Source organism: Tsukamurella sputi (assembly GCF_007858445.1).
GTDB lineage: Bacteria > Actinomycetota > Actinomycetes > Mycobacteriales > Mycobacteriaceae > Tsukamurella > Tsukamurella sputi.
Genome location: NZ_VIGV01000012.1, coordinates 81,621 through 96,803, shown reverse-complemented (window position 1 = coordinate 96,803; position 15,183 = coordinate 81,621). Strand labels below are relative to the sequence as shown.

General features: G+C 70.8%; 17 protein-coding genes and 1 tRNA gene. 14 read left to right on the top strand and 4 right to left on the bottom strand.

The genetic code is table 11. The annotated features are described in order from the left end of the window. The first annotated feature begins 129 nt into the window (after positions 1 to 129). The 8 genes from FK268_RS21550 to FK268_RS21515 are packed head-to-tail and all read left to right on the top strand — an operon-like array spanning position 130 to position 7,540. A complete protein-coding gene (locus FK268_RS21550; protein WP_146437521.1) occupies positions 130 to 1,017 on the top strand; it encodes a ParA family protein in 888 nt (295 codons plus the stop codon). Further along, positions 1,014 to 1,910 (top strand): segregation and condensation protein A, encoded by an 897-nt coding sequence (locus FK268_RS25120; RefSeq protein ID WP_146437509.1) that lies wholly within the window; start codon positions 1,014 to 1,016, stop codon positions 1,908 to 1,910. Before FK268_RS21550 ends, FK268_RS25120 begins: the two co-directional genes overlap by 4 nt. Beyond that, a complete protein-coding gene (gene scpB, locus FK268_RS21540; protein WP_146437508.1) occupies positions 1,907 to 2,560 on the top strand; it encodes an SMC-Scp complex subunit ScpB in 654 nt (217 codons plus the stop codon). The genes FK268_RS25120 and scpB overlap by 4 nt, the downstream gene beginning before the upstream one ends. Further along, entirely contained in the window at positions 2,553 to 3,134 is a 582-nt protein-coding gene (locus tag FK268_RS21535; RefSeq protein ID WP_146437507.1) for a hypothetical protein, read from the top strand. Before scpB ends, FK268_RS21535 begins: the two co-directional genes overlap by 8 nt. Positions 3,135 to 3,176: 42 nt before the next feature. Beyond that, positions 3,177 to 4,106, top strand: coding sequence for a pseudouridine synthase (locus FK268_RS21530; protein WP_146437506.1), 930 nt, complete (start codon positions 3,177 to 3,179; stop codon positions 4,104 to 4,106). Between the two features lie 14 nt (positions 4,107 to 4,120). Beyond that, on the top strand, positions 4,121 to 4,789 hold the full coding sequence (gene cmk, locus FK268_RS21525) for a (d)CMP kinase (RefSeq protein WP_146437520.1): 669 nt from the start codon (positions 4,121 to 4,123) through the stop codon (positions 4,787 to 4,789). Next, positions 4,786 to 6,219: a ribosome biogenesis GTPase Der gene (gene der, locus FK268_RS21520; RefSeq protein WP_146437505.1), complete on the top strand. Its 1,434-nt coding sequence runs from the start codon at positions 4,786 to 4,788 to the stop codon at positions 6,217 to 6,219. The genes cmk and der overlap by 4 nt, the downstream gene beginning before the upstream one ends. Before the next feature lie 4 nt (positions 6,220 to 6,223). Continuing rightward, the gene (locus FK268_RS21515) at positions 6,224 to 7,540 is read left to right on the top strand and encodes an MFS transporter (protein WP_146437504.1); all 1,317 of its coding nucleotides are present in this window, start codon (positions 6,224 to 6,226) and stop codon (positions 7,538 to 7,540) included. A 105-nt stretch (positions 7,541 to 7,645) separates the two neighbouring features. On the opposite strand, the gene FK268_RS21510 is transcribed toward FK268_RS21515, so the two are convergent. Both FK268_RS21510 and FK268_RS21505 read right to left on the bottom strand, forming a co-directional pair. After that, positions 7,646 to 8,770, bottom strand: a complete 1,125-nt coding sequence (locus FK268_RS21510; protein WP_146437503.1) for an MlaD family protein — start codon at positions 8,768 to 8,770, stop codon at positions 7,646 to 7,648. Positions 8,771 to 8,896: 126 nt separating this feature from the next. After that, positions 8,897 to 9,676 (bottom strand): siderophore-interacting protein, encoded by a 780-nt coding sequence (locus FK268_RS21505; protein WP_146437502.1) that lies wholly within the window; start codon positions 9,674 to 9,676, stop codon positions 8,897 to 8,899. A 110-nt stretch (positions 9,677 to 9,786) separates the two neighbouring features. On the opposite strand from FK268_RS21505, the gene FK268_RS21500 reads away from it, so the two are divergent. From FK268_RS21500 to FK268_RS21490, 3 genes are all read left to right on the top strand, one after another. After that, positions 9,787 to 11,157, top strand: coding sequence for a DUF2252 domain-containing protein (locus tag FK268_RS21500; RefSeq protein ID WP_146437501.1), 1,371 nt, complete (start codon positions 9,787 to 9,789; stop codon positions 11,155 to 11,157). Between the two features lie 77 nt (positions 11,158 to 11,234). After that, a complete protein-coding gene (locus FK268_RS21495) occupies positions 11,235 to 11,708 on the top strand; it encodes a hypothetical protein (RefSeq protein ID WP_146437500.1) in 474 nt (157 codons plus the stop codon). Between the two features lie 58 nt (positions 11,709 to 11,766). Then, on the top strand, positions 11,767 to 12,501 hold the full coding sequence (locus FK268_RS21490; RefSeq protein ID WP_146437499.1) for a tyrosine-protein phosphatase: 735 nt from the start codon (positions 11,767 to 11,769) through the stop codon (positions 12,499 to 12,501). Here the strand turns inward: FK268_RS21490 and FK268_RS21485 are convergent. After that, positions 12,498 to 12,956: a hypothetical protein gene (locus tag FK268_RS21485; RefSeq protein WP_146437498.1), complete on the bottom strand. Its 459-nt coding sequence runs from the start codon at positions 12,954 to 12,956 to the stop codon at positions 12,498 to 12,500. The two genes, FK268_RS21490 and FK268_RS21485, sit on opposite strands and share 4 nt — an antisense overlap. 191 nt (positions 12,957 to 13,147) lie before the next feature. On the opposite strand from FK268_RS21485, the gene FK268_RS21480 reads away from it, so the two are divergent. Then, positions 13,148 to 13,221: transfer RNA gene (locus FK268_RS21480), tRNA-Pro, on the top strand. Positions 13,222 to 13,362: 141 nt separating this feature from the next. Beyond that, positions 13,363 to 14,049 (top strand): NAD(P)H-dependent oxidoreductase, encoded by a 687-nt coding sequence (locus FK268_RS21475; RefSeq protein WP_231707205.1) that lies wholly within the window; start codon positions 13,363 to 13,365, stop codon positions 14,047 to 14,049. Here the strand turns inward: FK268_RS21475 and FK268_RS21470 are convergent. Further along, on the bottom strand, positions 14,044 to 14,655 hold the full coding sequence (locus tag FK268_RS21470) for a DJ-1/PfpI family protein (RefSeq protein ID WP_146437496.1): 612 nt from the start codon (positions 14,653 to 14,655) through the stop codon (positions 14,044 to 14,046). The two genes, FK268_RS21475 and FK268_RS21470, sit on opposite strands and share 6 nt — an antisense overlap. A gap of 61 nt (positions 14,656 to 14,716) precedes the next feature. Between FK268_RS21470 and FK268_RS21465 the strand changes: the two genes are divergently transcribed. Continuing rightward, a complete protein-coding gene (locus tag FK268_RS21465; RefSeq protein WP_146437495.1) occupies positions 14,717 to 15,157 on the top strand; it encodes a nitroreductase/quinone reductase family protein in 441 nt (146 codons plus the stop codon). The last annotated feature ends 26 nt before the right edge of the window (positions 15,158 to 15,183 follow it).

The following is a 15,183-nucleotide window of genomic DNA, read 5'->3' as shown; positions in this document are numbered from 1 at the left end:
CTGCGGCGCGTCGTGGATCTGTGACCCGCGTGCCGATGCGGCGTGCAGTCGTGCGGGCGCATTAGGGTGGTGGCGGAGCAAGAAGGAGGTGGGCCAGTGGCGTCAGCGCCCGATGCGGAGAACCCGGGCCTGGACCTGGGGGAGCTGGAGCACCACCACGCCCCGAAGCCCACGGCGGAGGACGGCCTCGACGCCACGGGCAGGCCGCCCGTCGAGTTCCCGGAGCCCACGCCGAAGACCACCCACGGGCCCGCCCGGGTCATCGCGGTGTGCAACCAGAAGGGCGGCGTCGGCAAGACGACGACCACCATCAACCTCGGCGCCTCGCTGGCCTCCTACGGCCGTCGTGTGCTGCTCGTCGACCTCGACCCGCAGGGCGCGCTCTCCGCCGGCCTCGGCGTCGCGCACCACGAGCTGGAACTCACGGTGCACAACCTGCTCATGGAGTCGCGCATCTCCGCCGACGACGTGCTGCTGCGCACCCGGGTCGACGGTCTCGACCTGCTGCCGTCGAACATCGACCTCTCGGCGGCCGAGATCCAGCTGGTCAACGAGGTGGGCCGCGAGCAGACGCTCGGCCGCGCCCTGTACCCGGTGCTGGACCGCTACGACTACATCCTCATCGACTGCCAGCCCTCGCTGGGGCTGCTGACGGTCAACGCGCTCGCCTGCGCGGATCAGGTGCTCATCCCCATGGAGTGCGAGTACTTCGCGTTGCGCGGCCTCGCGCTGCTCACCGACACCGTCGACAAGGTCAAGGACCGGCTCAATCCGAGGCTCGACCTCGCGGGCATCGTGGTCACCATGTTCGACGCCCGCACGCTGCACTCGCGCGACGTGATGGCCCGCGTCGTCGAGGTCTTCGGCGACGCCGTGTACCACTCGGTGATCTCGCGCACCGTGCGCTTCCCGGAGACCTCCGTCGCGGGCGAGCCGATCACGTCGTGGGCGCCGAAGTCGTCCGGCGCCAACGCCTATCGCGCCCTCGCGCGCGAGGTGATCGCGCAGGAGAAGTGACTCCCACGCAGACCGGACCCGCCGAGCCGATCGACACCGTCGAACCGTTCGAACCCGCGCCCGAGGCGGCGAGTGCGGAGGAGGCACCGTCGGGCTTCACGGTGAAGCTCGTCAACTTCGAGGGCCCCTTCGACCTGCTCCTGCAGCTGATCGGCGGACGCCGCCTGGACGTCACCGAGGTGGCGTTGCACGTGGTGACCGACGAGTTCATCGCCTACACCAAGCAGCTCGGCGCGGAGGCGGACCTCGACCAGACCACCGAGTTCCTCGTCGTGGCGGCGACGCTGCTCGATCTCAAGGCCGCGCGGCTGCTGCCCGCGGGCGAGGTCGAGGACGACGAGGACCTCGCGCTGCTCGAGGCCCGCGATCTGCTCTTCGCCCGGCTGCTGCAGTACCGCGCCTACAAGCAGGTGGCCGAGCTGATGGCCCAGCTGGAAGCGAAGGCGAACCGTCGCTACCCCCGGGCCGTCGGCCTCGAGGCCCGCTTCGAGGACCTCGTGCCGCCGGTGCAGTTGGGCGTGACTCCCGAGCAGTTCGCGCTGATCGCCGCGGCGGCGTTCACCCCCAAGGTCAAGCCGACGGTCGGCCTCGGACACCTGCACGTGCCGAAGGTCTCCGTGCCGGAGCAGGCCCGGCTCATCGCGTCCCGGCTGCGGGAGCGCCCCGACCACTGGTCCGGGTTCGCCGAGCTCGTCGCGGACTGCGACTCCGGGATCGCGGTGATCGCCCGGTTCCTCGCGCTGCTGGAGCTGTACCGCGAGCGCGCGGTGCTCTTCGACCAGCCCGAGGCGCTCGGCGATCTCAAGGTGCGCTGGTCGGGCGAGAACGAGAATCTCGTGGTCGGGGGCACCCGCGACGAGTACGACGACACCCCTCTCGAGGAGGACGAATGAGCGAAGCACCCGAGGACTTCGCCCTGGTCGAGGGCATGGAGCCCGACGAGCTGAGGTCGGCGCTCGAGGCGCTGCTGCTGGTCGTGGACGCGCCGGCGACAGCGGAGCAGCTCGGTTCCGCGCTGGAGGAGCCGGAGGAGCGCATCACCGCCGATCTGCGTGCCTGGGCGGGCGAGCTGTCCGCGCGGCGTTCCGGCATGGAGCTGCGCGAGTCCGCGGAGGGCTGGCGGCTCTACAGCCGCACCGAGTACGCGCCCTACGTCGAGCGGCTGCTGCTCGACGGGGTGCGCTCCAAGCTGACCCGTGCCGCGTTGGAGACCCTCGCGGTGATCGCCTACAAGCAGCCCGTGAGCCGCTCCCAGGTGAGCGCGGTCCGCGGTGTCAACGTCGACGGCGTGATGCGCACGCTCGCCGCCCGCGGCCTGATCGCCGAGGCCGGAACCGACTCCGGCGCCACGACCTACGCGACCACCGAGCTGTTCCTCGAGCGCCTCGGCCTCGGCTCGCTCGACGAGCTGCCGCCCCTGGCGCCGCTGCTGCCCGAGGTCGACGTCATCGAGGACCTCAGCTCCCACCTCGACGAGGAGCCGCGGTTCGCGAAGCTCGGCCGCAAGAGCGCCGACGTGATCGGATTCGATCCCGATGCCTGATCTCTCCGACGTCCTCCGCGAAGCCTTCCCGCTCGGCTCCGTCGGCCCGACGGTGCGCCGCTGGTGGCCGCTGGTGCTCACCGGGGTCGCGGCGGGCCTCACCGGGTGGGCCGCGACCGCGACGTGGTTCGGGCTGACCATCGGGCGGGTCGGCGTGCCCTACGGTTTCACCGGCACCGGCCGGACCGTCCTCACCGGCGCCGATCCGGTCCAGGGCGCCACCACCGACGGCGTGATCCCCTGGGGCTACGCCACCGCCGGGCTGGCGATCGCCGCGCTGATCCTGGTGATCGTCGCCACGGCGCGTCCGGCCTTCGCCACCCGCGGCCGCGCGATCGCGAGCGGACTGCTCGGGCTCGCGGCGGTCCTGTCGATCCTGGTGTGGATCTTCCCCGCGATGATGATGAGCGGGCTCGACGAGCTGACCGGCGGCAAGGACGGCGGCGACCCGCTGTTCTTCCCGCCCAAGGGCGGGCTCGTGAGCACCATCGTGATCACCTCGGTGGGCGCGACGGTGCTGTTCATGGGGCGCAGGAACCGGCCGCTGAGCGCGGCCCGCGCCGCGCCGCGCTGACGAATACCGCTTTCGGCCGCGACCTGCGATCATGGAGGGATCATGAACAGACCCGCTCGCCGTGATGGCACACCGGACAGAAATCGAACCAGCAAGCCCAAGCAGCCGTCGAAACAGGGTGGCGTCCCGCGGCTGTCGAACGCCAAGCCCGCCCGCACCCAGAACGTCGCGGCCCGGAAGGCGGACCGCGCACCGTCGGACGGCGTGCCCGGCACCGGCGCCGCGACCGGCCCCGAGGGCGAGGGCATCCGCCTGCAGAAGGTGCTCGCGCAGTCGGGTGTCGCCTCGCGCCGCGTCGCCGAGGAGATGATCGCCGACGGCCGCGTCGAGGTCGACGGCGAGATCGTGATGGAGCAGGGCCGCCGCGTCGACCCGAACGTCGCGGTGGTCCGTGTGGACGGCGTGCGCGTCGTGGTCAACGAGAACCTGGTGCACCTCGCGCTGAACAAGCCCCGCGGCTGGCAGTCGACGATGAGCGACGACATGGGCCGGCCCTGCGTGGGCGACATCGTCGCCGAGCGCGTCGCCGCCGGTCAGCGCCTCTTCCACGTCGGTCGCCTCGACGCCGACACCGAGGGCCTGCTGCTGGTCACCAACGACGGCGAGCTCGCGCACCGGCTCATGCACCCCTCCTACGAGGTGCCCAAGACCTACCTCGCGTGGGTGCAGGGCGAGGTGCCGCGGCGCCTCGGCAATACGCTTCGGGGCGGCGTCGAGCTCGAGGACGGCCCCGTGAAGGCCGACAAGTTCTCGGTGCTGGAGGCGTCCGAGGGGCGGTCGATGGTGCGGATCGTGCTGCACGAGGGCCGCAAGCACATCGTCCGGCGGCTGCTGGCCGAGGTCGGGCATCCCGTCGAGCGTCTGGTGCGCACCCACGTCGGGTCCGTGGCGCTGGGCGATCAGCGTCCGGGTTCCCTGCGGGTGCTCGGCCGTGACGACGTGACGGCGCTCTACAAGGCGGTGGGACTGTGACCCTCGTGATCGCCATGGACGGCCCCTCGGGGACCGGCAAGTCGACGGTGGCCCGGCGCATCGCCGAGAACCTCGGCGCGCGCTATCTGGACACCGGTGCGATGTACCGCGCCGCCACGGTGTGGGCGCTCGATCAGGAGGTGGATCTCACGGATCCGGCGGCGATCGCCGCCGCGACCGCGGACCTCCCGCTCGCGATGGGCTGCGATCCGCTGTCCGAACAGGTCGAGCTCGACGAGATCTCGGTCACCCGCCGCATCCGCGAGGACGACGTGACCGCCGCGGTCTCGGCCGTCTCCGCGGTGCCCGAGGTGCGCGAGCAGCTCGTGGAGTACCAGCGGGCCATCGCGGCCGACGACGATTCGCCGATCGTGGTGGAGGGCCGGGACATCGGCACCGTCGTCTTTCCCGACGCGCCGGTGAAGATCTACCTGACCGCGTCGGCGGAGGCGCGAGCGCGGCGCCGGCACGCGCAGAACCTGGAGCTGGGCCTGCCCAGCGAGTACGAGACGGTGCTGGCCTCGGTGCAGCGCCGCGACGGGCTGGATTCGACGCGGAAGGTCTCCCCGCTGCGGCCGGCCGACGACGCGATCGAGCTGGACTCGTCGGAGATGAACCTGGACGAGACCGTCGCCGCGGTGGCCGAGGTGGCCGACCGCGTGCTGAAGGAGACCGCACGATGAGTGACAACGAGTTCGAGTACGCCGGCGACGACGGTGTGTGGGAGGACGAGGGCGACTTCGCCGAGTACGAGGGCGATTTCAGCGACCTCGAGGCGGAGGCCGCGCAGGTGGCCGCGAAGCTGCCGACCGTCGCCATCGTCGGGCGCCCCAACGTGGGCAAGTCCACGCTGGTCAACAGGATCCTGGGCCGGCGCGAGGCCGTCGTGGAGGACATCCCCGGCGTGACCCGTGACCGGATCAGCTACGAGGCCAACTGGGCCGGCCGACGGTTCCTGGTGCAGGACACCGGCGGCTGGGAGCCGGACGCCAAGGGCATGCAGCAGTCGATCGCCGCGCAGGCGGAGGTCGCCATGCGCACCGCCGACGCGATCGTCGTGGTCGTCGACGCCACCGTGGGCGCCACCGCGACCGACGAGGCCGTCGCCCGCGTGCTGCGCCGGTCGAAGGCCCCCGTCATCCTGGCGGCGAACAAGGTCGACGATCAGCGCACCGAGGCCGAGGCCGCGTCGCTGTGGTCGCTGGGGCTCGGTGAGCCGCACACCATCTCGGCCGCGCACGGCCGCGGAACGGGCGACCTGCTGGACGTCATCCTGGAGAAGCTGCCGGAGACGCCCCGCGAGGGCACCGGCGGCACGGGCCCGCGCCGCATCGCGCTGATCGGCAAGCCGAACGTGGGCAAGAGCTCGCTGCTCAACAAGCTCACCGGCGAGAACCGGTCCGTCGTGGACAACGTCGCGGGCACCACCGTCGATCCCGTGGACTCGCTCGTCGAGCTCGGCGGGAAGACGTGGAAGTTCATCGACACCGCCGGCCTGCGCAAGAAGGTCAACCAGGCCAGTGGCCACGAGTTCTACGCCTCGCTGCGTACCAAGGGCGCGATCGAGGCCGCCGAGGTCGCGATCGTGCTGATCGACGCCTCGCAGCCGATCACCGAGCAGGACCTGCGGGTGCTGTCGATGGTGATCGAGTCGGGCCGTGCGCTGGTGATCGCCTACAACAAGTGGGACCTGGTCGACGAAGACCGCCGATACCAGCTGGAGAAGGAGATCGACCGCGAGCTGGTGCAGATCCCGTGGGCGCTGCGGGTGAACATCTCGGCGCAGACCGGCCGCGCACTGCAGAAGCTCGTGCCCGCCATCGAGACCTCGCTCGAGTCCTGGGACAAGCGCATTCCGACCGGCCGCCTCAACAACTGGCTGCGCGAGGTCATGGCCGCGACCCCGCCACCCCTGCGCGGCGGGAAGCTGCCGAAGGTGCTGTTCGCGACGCAGGCGGCCACGCGGCCGCCGACCTTCGTCCTGTTCAGCTCGGGCTTCCTGGAGGCGGGATATCGCCGGTTCCTCGAGCGCCGGCTGCGCGAGGAGTTCGGCTTCGAGGGTTCGCCCGTGCGGGTGAACGTCCGGGTCCGCGAGAAGCGCGCGAAGAAGTAGCGCCATGACGGCGGTGGAGGTACCGGCCGCCCCCGTCCCGCGCCGCCAGGTGGTGGCGTGGTGCACGTGGGACTGGGGGAGCGCCGCGTTCAACGCGGTGATGACCACGTTCATCTTCACCGTGTACCTCACCGGCGCCGTCGGCGAGGACCTGCCCGGGTCGATCAGCGCCACCAGCTGGCTGTCGTGGGCGATGGCGGCGGCGGGCATCGTCGTCGCCCTGTCGGCACCGGTGCTCGGCGGGCGCTCCGACGCGGCGGGGCGGCGCAAGTTCTCCCTGGCCGTGTGGAGCGCGGTGGTGACCGTCTGCACGGCGGGCTGCTTCTTCGTGCGCGACGAGTACCAGTACCTGTGGCTCGGGTTGGTCCTGCTGGCCGTGGGCACTGCGGCGTTCGAGCTGGCGAACGTCCCGTACTACGCGATGCTGCGACAGGTCTCGACGCCCGCGACGATCGGCCGGGTCTCCGGGATCGGTTGGGCGTGCGGCTACTTCGGCGGCATCGTGCTACTGCTGGTCTGCAACTTCGGCTTCATCGCCGGCGACGGTCCGACCCGTGGCTTCCTGAACGTGCCCACCGAGGGCGGCTTGAACATCCGTCTGGTGGCGCTCTTCGCGGCGGTCTGGTTCGCGGTATCCGCGTTGCCCGTGCTGTTCCTGGTGCCCGAGTTGCCCGCGGATCCGTCCGCCGCGCCTCACCGCGGCGTGCTGGGTGCGTACCGAGACCTCTTCGCGACGATCTCGTCACTGTGGCGCGAGGACCGGAACGTGGTGTGGTTCCTGGTCTCGTCCGCCGTCTTCCGCGACGGGCTCGCGGCGACGTTCACCTTCGGCGCCGTGCTCGCGCACAGCGTCTACGGGATGAGCGCGTCGACGGTGCTGATCTTCGGCGTGGCGGCCAATGTCGTGGCCGCACTGGGCGCGGTGGTCGCCGGCCGGTTCGACGACCGGATCGGTCCGAAGCCGGTGATCGTGACGTGCCTCGTCGGGATGCTGATCGCGGGCACGGTGCTGCTCGTCGTGGACGGGCAGACGATGTTCTGGATCTTCGGATTGATGCTCACGGTCTTCGTGGGCCCGGCGCAGTCCTCGGCGCGCAGCATGCTCGCCCGGATGACGGTGCCCGGCCGGGAGGGCCAGATGTTCGGGCTGTACCAGACCACGGGGCGCGCCGCCTCGTTCCTCGGTCCCGCTCTGTTCGGACTCTTCGTGTGGGCCTTCGGTACCGACCGGGCGGGTATCGGCGGGATCATCGTTGTCCTGGCGCTCGGCCTGTTCCTGTTCGCGCAGGTGCGTCCCGCCCGGGACCGCGCGCTGGCCTGATAGCGGCCTACAGCTCGTGCTCGCGGTCGGGGAGGCGCGGCGTCGGGCAGGGAAGAGCCGGCGTGCGGTGGGGGAATCGGCGCCGCGTGGGGGACGGCTACGCCGTCAGCGCGGCGCGGCGGTGGTCGAAGCGGGCGCCGACGGTGTGGCCGGCTTCGCGGGAGCCCCGGGCTTCGCGGGCGCACTCGGCTTCGCGGCGTCAGTGCCGGGCGGGAGGACGGCGGCGACGGCCGGGTAGTCGACCGACAGGCGCAGGTTGAGCACCGGGCCGTTCGGGGTGTTCGGCATCGCCTTGCGCACGTTGTCCATCAGCTGTCCGAGCTGGATGCCCACGCCGGTGGCGCTGCCGTTCGGGAAGGCCGCGAGGATGGGCTGGAGCAGGCTCACCAGCATCGGCGACGCGGTCTTGAGGCCTTCGATCGCCTCCGGGGTGAGGATCGCTTCCAGCGCTGCCGCGAAGCCCGTGCGCTTGTTGTTGATGGCGTCGAGCATCGCGATGACCCGCTTCGAATCGCCGTTGTGCAGCGGCGCGAAATCGAGTGCCGACTTGAACGCGGGAATCATCGCCCCGAGCGCGGGATCGGCCGCCTTGACCGCGGCCACCACCGTCGGGAACGTCTCGGCCGTGGACAGGCGCTGCGTGTCCTGTACCGCCTGTGCGACGCTGCCGAGCGCGGTGAGCAGCGGCAGCATCGCCTTCGACGTCGAATCGACGTTCAGCAGGACCTGGCTCATGTGCGGGCGCAGGGCGTCGTCGTTCACGTCGCCGAGCGTGGTGATCATGTTGGAGACCGTGTTGTCGGTGATCCGTCGCGTCGGGGCGAGCTCCGCGCCGTTCTGCAGGGCGCCGCCACCGTCGTGCGGCGTCAGGATCACCTCGGAGACGCCGAACAGGTTACCGGCGGAGAAGGCCGCCTCGACGTTGTTGGTGAGGCTGCGCCCCTGGGGGCCGTCGATCCGCAGCGTCACGCCCTGCTGGGCGTTGCCGAGGGCGCGGATCGCGGAGACGGTGCCGACCTCGACCCCCTGGATCCGCACCTTCGCGCCCTCGACGATGCCGGCGGCCACCGTCGGGGTGCGGAGGGTGACGGTGAAGACGTCCTGCGGGCGCAGTGCCTGCACGCCCCAGACCAGGAGGCCGATCAGCACCATGCAGAGAGTGAACGCCACACCCCGACGACGCAGCTGGGCGTGTGTCGGGGAGAAGCCGGGCACCGGTGCGAGATCCACGAATAGACAAATTATCCGTAGTTGTCTGAAATCAGTGCTCCGGCAGGGCTGTTTGTGCGCACACTCACGTGTCGACGCGCAGTGTGACGGCAGCCACTCGCGGCGTTCTCGGGCCGCCCGGAGTCGTCAGTCGATCTGTCCGATCGCCTCGCGTTTCTCCGCCTGGAAGGTGTCCTCCGCGCGACCGCGCGCCCAGTAGCCGGAGATCGAGATGCGCTCGCGCGGTACCTCGAGTTCGCGCAGGACCTTGCGGATCGCCTTGATCGATTCGCGCTCGCCGTGGGCGAAGACGTGAGCGGTGGCGCGGTCCGCGGGCCAGTCCGCGACGGCGACCTGGCGGGCGAGGAAGTCGACGTCCGCCGTGTCCGGGTTGACGGCCCACCGCACGTCGACGCCCGACGGTGCGGTCAGGTCGATGCGGTCACCGTCGGTCTCGACCTCGATGATCGCGGCCCCGCGTGCATCGTCGGGGAGCGCCTCGAGCGCGGAGGCGATCGCCGGCGCTGCGGAGAGGTCGCCGGCGAGGAGGTGCCATGCGGCGTCCGGGTCGGGGGTGTAGGCGCCGCCCGGACCCATGATGCTGAGGGTGTCGCCCGGTTGGGCGCGCTGCGCCCACGGGCCGGCCAGTCCTTCGTCGCCGTGGACCACGAAGTCGATCGCGATCCTGCGGGCGGCACGGTCGAAGGAGCGCACGGTGTAGGTGCGCTTCGATTCGCCGAAGGCCAGCTTGACGTACGCGTCGGTGCTGGGGAGGCCGTTCCCGGAGGGATCGCCGAAGTCGGCGAGCGATTCGCCCTCGGCGACGACGCGCACCAGGTGGGCGCCGATCGATTCGGTGCGCACGACGGTGGCCTCGTACGTCGGACGCGGACGGCGTGTGGGGGTATCGGTACGCGGTTCAGTCACGCTCTCCACCGTACGCCTTGCAAATTAGGGTGGCCTAATCGTCGTTCGGTGTCGGTTTTGCGACTGGGAAACCGCCTGCACGGGGCTGTGCGGGACTAGCATTTCCCACCATGACTGCAGATGTTCCGAACGGCAAGGATCTTCGCAAGAAGGTCGCCCGGTCCGCCCAATCGGCGTTCACCTCGGACGGGCGTGATCCCGTCGGCATCATCCGCGAACAGAACAGCACCCGCATCCAGGAGCTGGTCCCCGTGCGCATCGCGCGCATGCTGCACTCGCCGTTCTCCTTCTACCGCGGCGGTGCGGCTCTGATGGCGCACGACCTCGCCGGTGAGGCCGATACCGGTGTCACCGTCATGAGCTGCGGTGACGCGCACATCTCCAACTTCGGTCTGTTCGCCTCGCCGGAGCGTCGGCAGCTCTTCGACGTCAACGACTTCGATGAGGCCGGCAACGCTCCCTGGGAGTGGGACGTCAAGCGCCTCGCGGCGAGCGTGATGATCGCGGCCCGCGAGAACGGCTACTCCGAGGACCAGGCTCGCAGTGCCGTGGTGGGCGCTGCCGGCACGTACCGCACCGTGCTCGCTCGGCTGGTGGAGCAGGGCGCCGTGGACCGCTACTACCTGTCCGTCGACGTCGACCAGCTGACCGCGCAGGCCGCCGCGGATCAGCCGCTCAAGGAGCTGATCGAGCAGACCGCCAAGAAGGCGCGCAAACGCACGTCGGCGCGCATGGTCGAGAAGATCACCGCAGCCGATGCCGACGGCGAGCCGCACATCGTGGCCGACCCGCCCACGCTGGTGCCCGCACCGCCGAAGCTCGTCGAGGGCTTCGAGGGTCTGTACGAGCGCTACCTCGACAGCATCCGCGCCGACGCCGCCGCCCTGCTCGGGCAGTTCAGGGTGCTCGACTGGGCGCTGCGGGTCGTCGGGGTGGGCAGTGTCGGCACCCGCTGCTTCATCGTCCTGCTGGGCCGGGACGTCCCCGGCGGCACCACCGAGACGCTCTTCCTCCAGGTGAAGGAGGCCACGCAGTCCGTCCTGCAGACGTACGGCAGGCGCGGCCCGTCGGCGATGCCGCCGCGCGCGCCGTCGAGTGGGGCTCAGGCCTGGCGGGTGGTGGCCGGTCAGCAGATCCTCCAGGCCCAGTCGGACTCCTTCCTCGGCTACACGCCGACGGTGCAGGGCCGGGACTTCTACTGGCGTCAGTTCCGCGACATGAAGGGCTCGGTCGCCCCCGAACTTCTCACGCACGATCAGTTCGAGCGCTACGGCCAGGCGTGCGCCGGCGTGCTCGCCCGAGCGCACTCGCAGTCGCCCGGAGCGGCCGTCGCGGCGGCCTACATGGGCAAGTCCACCGAGTTCGACGAGGCGATCGGCGGGTTCGCCGCCGCCTACGCCGATCAGAACGAAAAGGACTACGCCGCAGTGCAGGCCGCGGTCAAGGCGGGCGTTCTGCCGTGCGCCGAGGTGGGCGTCTGACGGTCTTAGCGCGACCTTGACGGTGCGGGGTCTTCCACCGGTGTCCGTGTCCACGTAGACCAGTAGGCGTGACTCTGATGGACGTTCTGCCCTCACTCGCCCGCGCCGGCGTCGCCCGGTCCTTCGACCCCACGATCTGGCCCGAGGGCACCGCGATGGACGGCGATGACGTCCTCATAGCGGGGACCCCGGCGGCCGACCTGGCCGACGGCGCACCGTCGGCCTACCCGGTGGTCGTGAGCCGCATCAGCCGGCTGGTGCGGTCGGGTCCCGTCGTCCTGTGCGACGTCGCGGGGCGCCTCCCGCTGCACGCGAGCCTCGCCGACGTGGCGTGGCCGGGCGCGCGCCTGGCCGGGGCCCGGATGCGACAGCTCCTGGTCCGTGGGGTCGACGGTGCCCGCCTCGCCGCCCGTGTGGAGGTCCCCGTCGACGTGCCCGTGGACGCCCCGATCGCGCTCGCGCTCACGCTCCCGCACGGCCTCGCGACCCCCGGCGCCCACGACTGGTGGCCGGCCGCGTGCGCGCATCGTCGCCTCGACCGGCTGGCCTGAGCGCGTTCGGAGGAGCCGTCCGCGTCCCGCGCGCGAACCCGTCGATTAGGCTCGGCCCGTGCACAATTTCCGCGACGTGGCAGGTGTGGACGGCTATGCGGCCGACGGTGGTCGGATGCGGCGGGGCCTGCTGTTCCGCTCCAGTGTCCTCGACGCCGATTCGATCGATCCGGCCCGTCTCGCGGACGCCCGCCTCGCGGACGTCTTCGATCTCCGGATGACGGCGGAGGTCACGCCGAAGCCGGATGTCGTGCCCGACGGTGCGCGGTACGTGCGCCTGAACGTGATCGGCGACGACGTCGAGCTCGGGGCGCTGGACCCGCGCTCCCTCGCGGACGCGGCCCGCGCCAAGGACCTGCTCACGGACGTCTACCGCATGTTCGTCACCGAGGAGAACGCCCGCGCCCAGTTCGCGGCGCTGGTGCGGGCCGTCGCCGATGAGGAGCGCGCCCAGCTCTTCCACTGCAGCGCGGGCAAGGACCGCACGGGGTGGGCCGCGGCGATCGTGCAGCGGATCCTCGGTGTCTCCTCCGACGACGTGATGGACGACTACCTGCTCACCAATCAGTACTCGGCCGGCGTGATCGACAAGATCGCCGCCGGCGCGGCCGCCGAGCGGGGCGAGGCGATCGGGGAGGCGGCCAGGGTGCTCGCCGGCGTCTTCCCCGAGGCGCTGACCGCGGCCTTCGACGCGGCCGATGCCCGGTACGGCGATTTCGACGGTTACGTCCGCACGGGGCTCGGCATCGACGACGTGGTGATCGAGCGACTGCGGGCGAAGCTCGTCGGTTAGCCGAGCCTGGTGCCTTTCGGGCGGAGACGTCCGTCGGCCTGAGTGAATCCGGCCGCATCGACCGCGCACGTCAGACCGCCGTCCTTGAGTGCGGTGCACGAGACGCCGTGCACCGACAGGCGCGCACCCTCCGGCAGCGTGCGCGGGCGTTCCTGGAGCGTCAGTTTGTCGAGGTAGCGCCAGCCGCGGGAGGTCACCTCGATGGCCTCGGGTCGCACGCTGCGGTTCTTCACGGTGATCCGGGTACCGGCGGGGGCGGAGACGCCGCAGCGCAGCGTGGCCGAGTCCGACTGGATCGTGCAGGCGCGCTTGCTGCCGTCGTACAGGTACGTGAACGCGTAGTCGCCGCCGTCCGAGCGGTAGGGATCGGCGTCGACCGCGGGCTCCGCCGCCGCGGGCACCGCGACGATGCACGCGCCGACGACCATCGCCGACGCCAGGAGAGCGCGCTTCATACCCGCCACTGTAGCGCGCATGTACTGCTGCGAACAGGCGTGATGTCCGGTCGGGCGCACGATGCGCGCCGTGTTCGCATCGACGTGCGGGCATTGCCCCGTGCGAACGCCCTCCTTCGGGCGCGTGGGCAGGCGATTTCTCCTCCGCGCGACGCATGGGGTAATCTCCTACAGCACCGCGAGAGCGGCCACGGGCTGTGGCGCAGCTTGGTAGCGCACTTGACTGGGGGTCAAGTGGTCGCAGGTTCAAATCCTGTCAGCCCGACTGGAAAGTCCCGAGACACACAGTGTCTCGGGACTTTCTGGTTTCCAGGACTCCGGCTCCTCGCCGGCACGGAATCCTGTTCCCTCGTGCGTGGTTGTTCCCTCCATGGGTGAACGAGGCGAAAGCAGGAACGCACTCTGGGTGTCGGCGCACCCCCGATCGGATTCGCTGACCGCGACGCTGCGCGACGTCGGCGTGGCCCGCCTGCGCGCCGACGGATGGTCGGTCGACGTCGCGGACCTGTACGCCGAGGGCTTCGACCCCGTCCTCGTCGAAGAAGGGGGTGCGGACGTCCGCGCCGAACAGCGTAGGCTCCTCGCCGCCGATCTGGTGGTGCTGCAGTTCCCGCTCTGGTGGTACGGGCCGCCGGCGATGCTCAAGGGCTGGATCGACCGGGTCTTCGAGCGGGGCTTCGCCTACGACGTGCCGGATCCCACGTCGGGCCGCAACCGCAAGTACGGCGACGGGGGATTGGCCGGCCGTCGCGCACTGGCCGTCGTCACCGCCGGCGACCGGGCCGGATCCATCTCGCCGCGGGGGATCAGCGGCGATGTGGAGGACCTGTTCTGGACGCTCCTGCACGGCACCTTCTGGTACACCGGCATGGCAGCGCTCGCGCCGCACCTGATCACCGACGTGCACGGCATCGATGCCGAGGAGGTCCACAGGCTCGGCGCGGCGCTGGCCGAACGGCTCGGCACCGTCGATGTGGAGGAACCCATCCCATACCTGCCGATGACCGACGACTTCTACGACCACTCGATCGCGCTGCACCCGAGCGTCGCCGCGGGACTCACCGGTGCCGCGGCGCACCGCCGCCCCTCATAGACCGTGGACGACGGCGAACGGATCGGTATCGGGGTCGGTCCGGTAGTCGAGTTCGGCCATGGTCGCGGCGGCCTCCGCCGGTGCATCGCCGTGCAGCGACCTGATCAGGGCGACGGTCATGTCCATGCCCGCGGCGACGCCGGACGAGGTCCAGCGATCGCGGTCCTCCACCCATCGGGCGTGGGGGACCCAGTCCACGGCGTCGCCGAAGGTCTCCGCCCAGCGGAAGGCCATCTTGTTCGACGTGGCCCGATAGCCGTCGAGGAGGCCCGCGGCGGCCAGCAGTGCGGAGCCGGTGCAGACGGAGGTGGCCAGCGCGGCGGACCCACCGTGCTCGCTCAGCCAGCCGAGGAACGCGGCGTCGGTGATGATCTCGCGGGTAGCGAGGCCGCCGGGTACGAGGATGATGTCCGGCGCGGGCGCCGAGGCGTAGGTGTGGTCCGCGTTGACCGTGACTCCCTGGGAGCTGCGCACCGGCGCGTGGTCCGGCGCGAGGAAGCTCACCGCGAAGTGCTCCGGGAGGAGACCGAACAGTTCGACGGGTCCGAAGACGTCGAGCAGCTCGAAGCCGTCGAAGAGGACGATCTGCACGGATCGGAGGCTCATGCCCCGACGGTACGGGAGCCGTGGGCGGGCGGCCCGGCCGCGCGCCGGGCATGATGGGCGCATGAGTCTTTCCGACAAGGTCACGGAGCTCGGAGCCTGGGGGCTGGAGAACGGCCACCGCGCCCTGCTCGCACTCACGGGCGGGCGGTTCCCCAAGCGCGTCCTCGGTATGCAGACGCTCGAGCTGCACACGATCGGCCGCAAGTCCGGCCAGCGCCGCTCGACGATGCTCACCGCGCCGATCTACGGCACGGATCGCATCGTCGTGGTCGCGTCCAAGGGCGGTCACTCCGACAACCCGGACTGGTTCAAGAACCTGGCCGCCAATCCCGACGTGGAGGTCACCGTCGACGAGGTCACCAGCCCGTGGACCGCGAAGGCCGCGACGCCCGATGAGAAGGCCCGGCTCTGGCCGCAGATCACGAAGGCCTACAGCGGATACGACGGCTACCAGAAGCGCACCGACCGGGACATTCCCGTGGTCGTCCTCACCCCGCGCTAGCGGATACGCGATTCATCCCCCGGAAT

What these genes read in the sequence shown, in the direction of transcription:
- FK268_RS21485 (WP_146437498.1), bottom strand. Translation starts at nt 12,956, where the DNA reads ATGAAGCGCGCTCTCCTGGCGTCGGCGATGGTCGTCGGCGCGTGCATC.
- FK268_RS21535 (WP_146437507.1), top strand. Translation starts at nt 2,553, where the DNA reads ATGCCTGATCTCTCCGACGTCCTCCGCGAAGCCTTCCCGCTCGGCTCC.
- FK268_RS21470 (WP_146437496.1), bottom strand. Translation starts at nt 14,655, where the DNA reads ATGAGCCTCCGATCCGTGCAGATCGTCCTCTTCGACGGCTTCGAGCTG.
- FK268_RS21465 (WP_146437495.1), top strand. Translation starts at nt 14,717, where the DNA reads ATGAGTCTTTCCGACAAGGTCACGGAGCTCGGAGCCTGGGGGCTGGAG.
- FK268_RS21515 (WP_146437504.1), top strand. Translation starts at nt 6,224, where the DNA reads ATGACGGCGGTGGAGGTACCGGCCGCCCCCGTCCCGCGCCGCCAGGTG.
- scpB (WP_146437508.1), top strand. Translation starts at nt 1,907, where the DNA reads ATGAGCGAAGCACCCGAGGACTTCGCCCTGGTCGAGGGCATGGAGCCC.
- der (WP_146437505.1), top strand. Translation starts at nt 4,786, where the DNA reads ATGAGTGACAACGAGTTCGAGTACGCCGGCGACGACGGTGTGTGGGAG.
- FK268_RS21495 (WP_146437500.1), top strand. Translation starts at nt 11,235, where the DNA reads ATGGACGTTCTGCCCTCACTCGCCCGCGCCGGCGTCGCCCGGTCCTTC.
- FK268_RS21500 (WP_146437501.1), top strand. Translation starts at nt 9,787, where the DNA reads ATGACTGCAGATGTTCCGAACGGCAAGGATCTTCGCAAGAAGGTCGCC.
- FK268_RS21530 (WP_146437506.1), top strand. Translation starts at nt 3,177, where the DNA reads ATGAACAGACCCGCTCGCCGTGATGGCACACCGGACAGAAATCGAACC.
- cmk (WP_146437520.1), top strand. Translation starts at nt 4,121, where the DNA reads ATGGACGGCCCCTCGGGGACCGGCAAGTCGACGGTGGCCCGGCGCATC.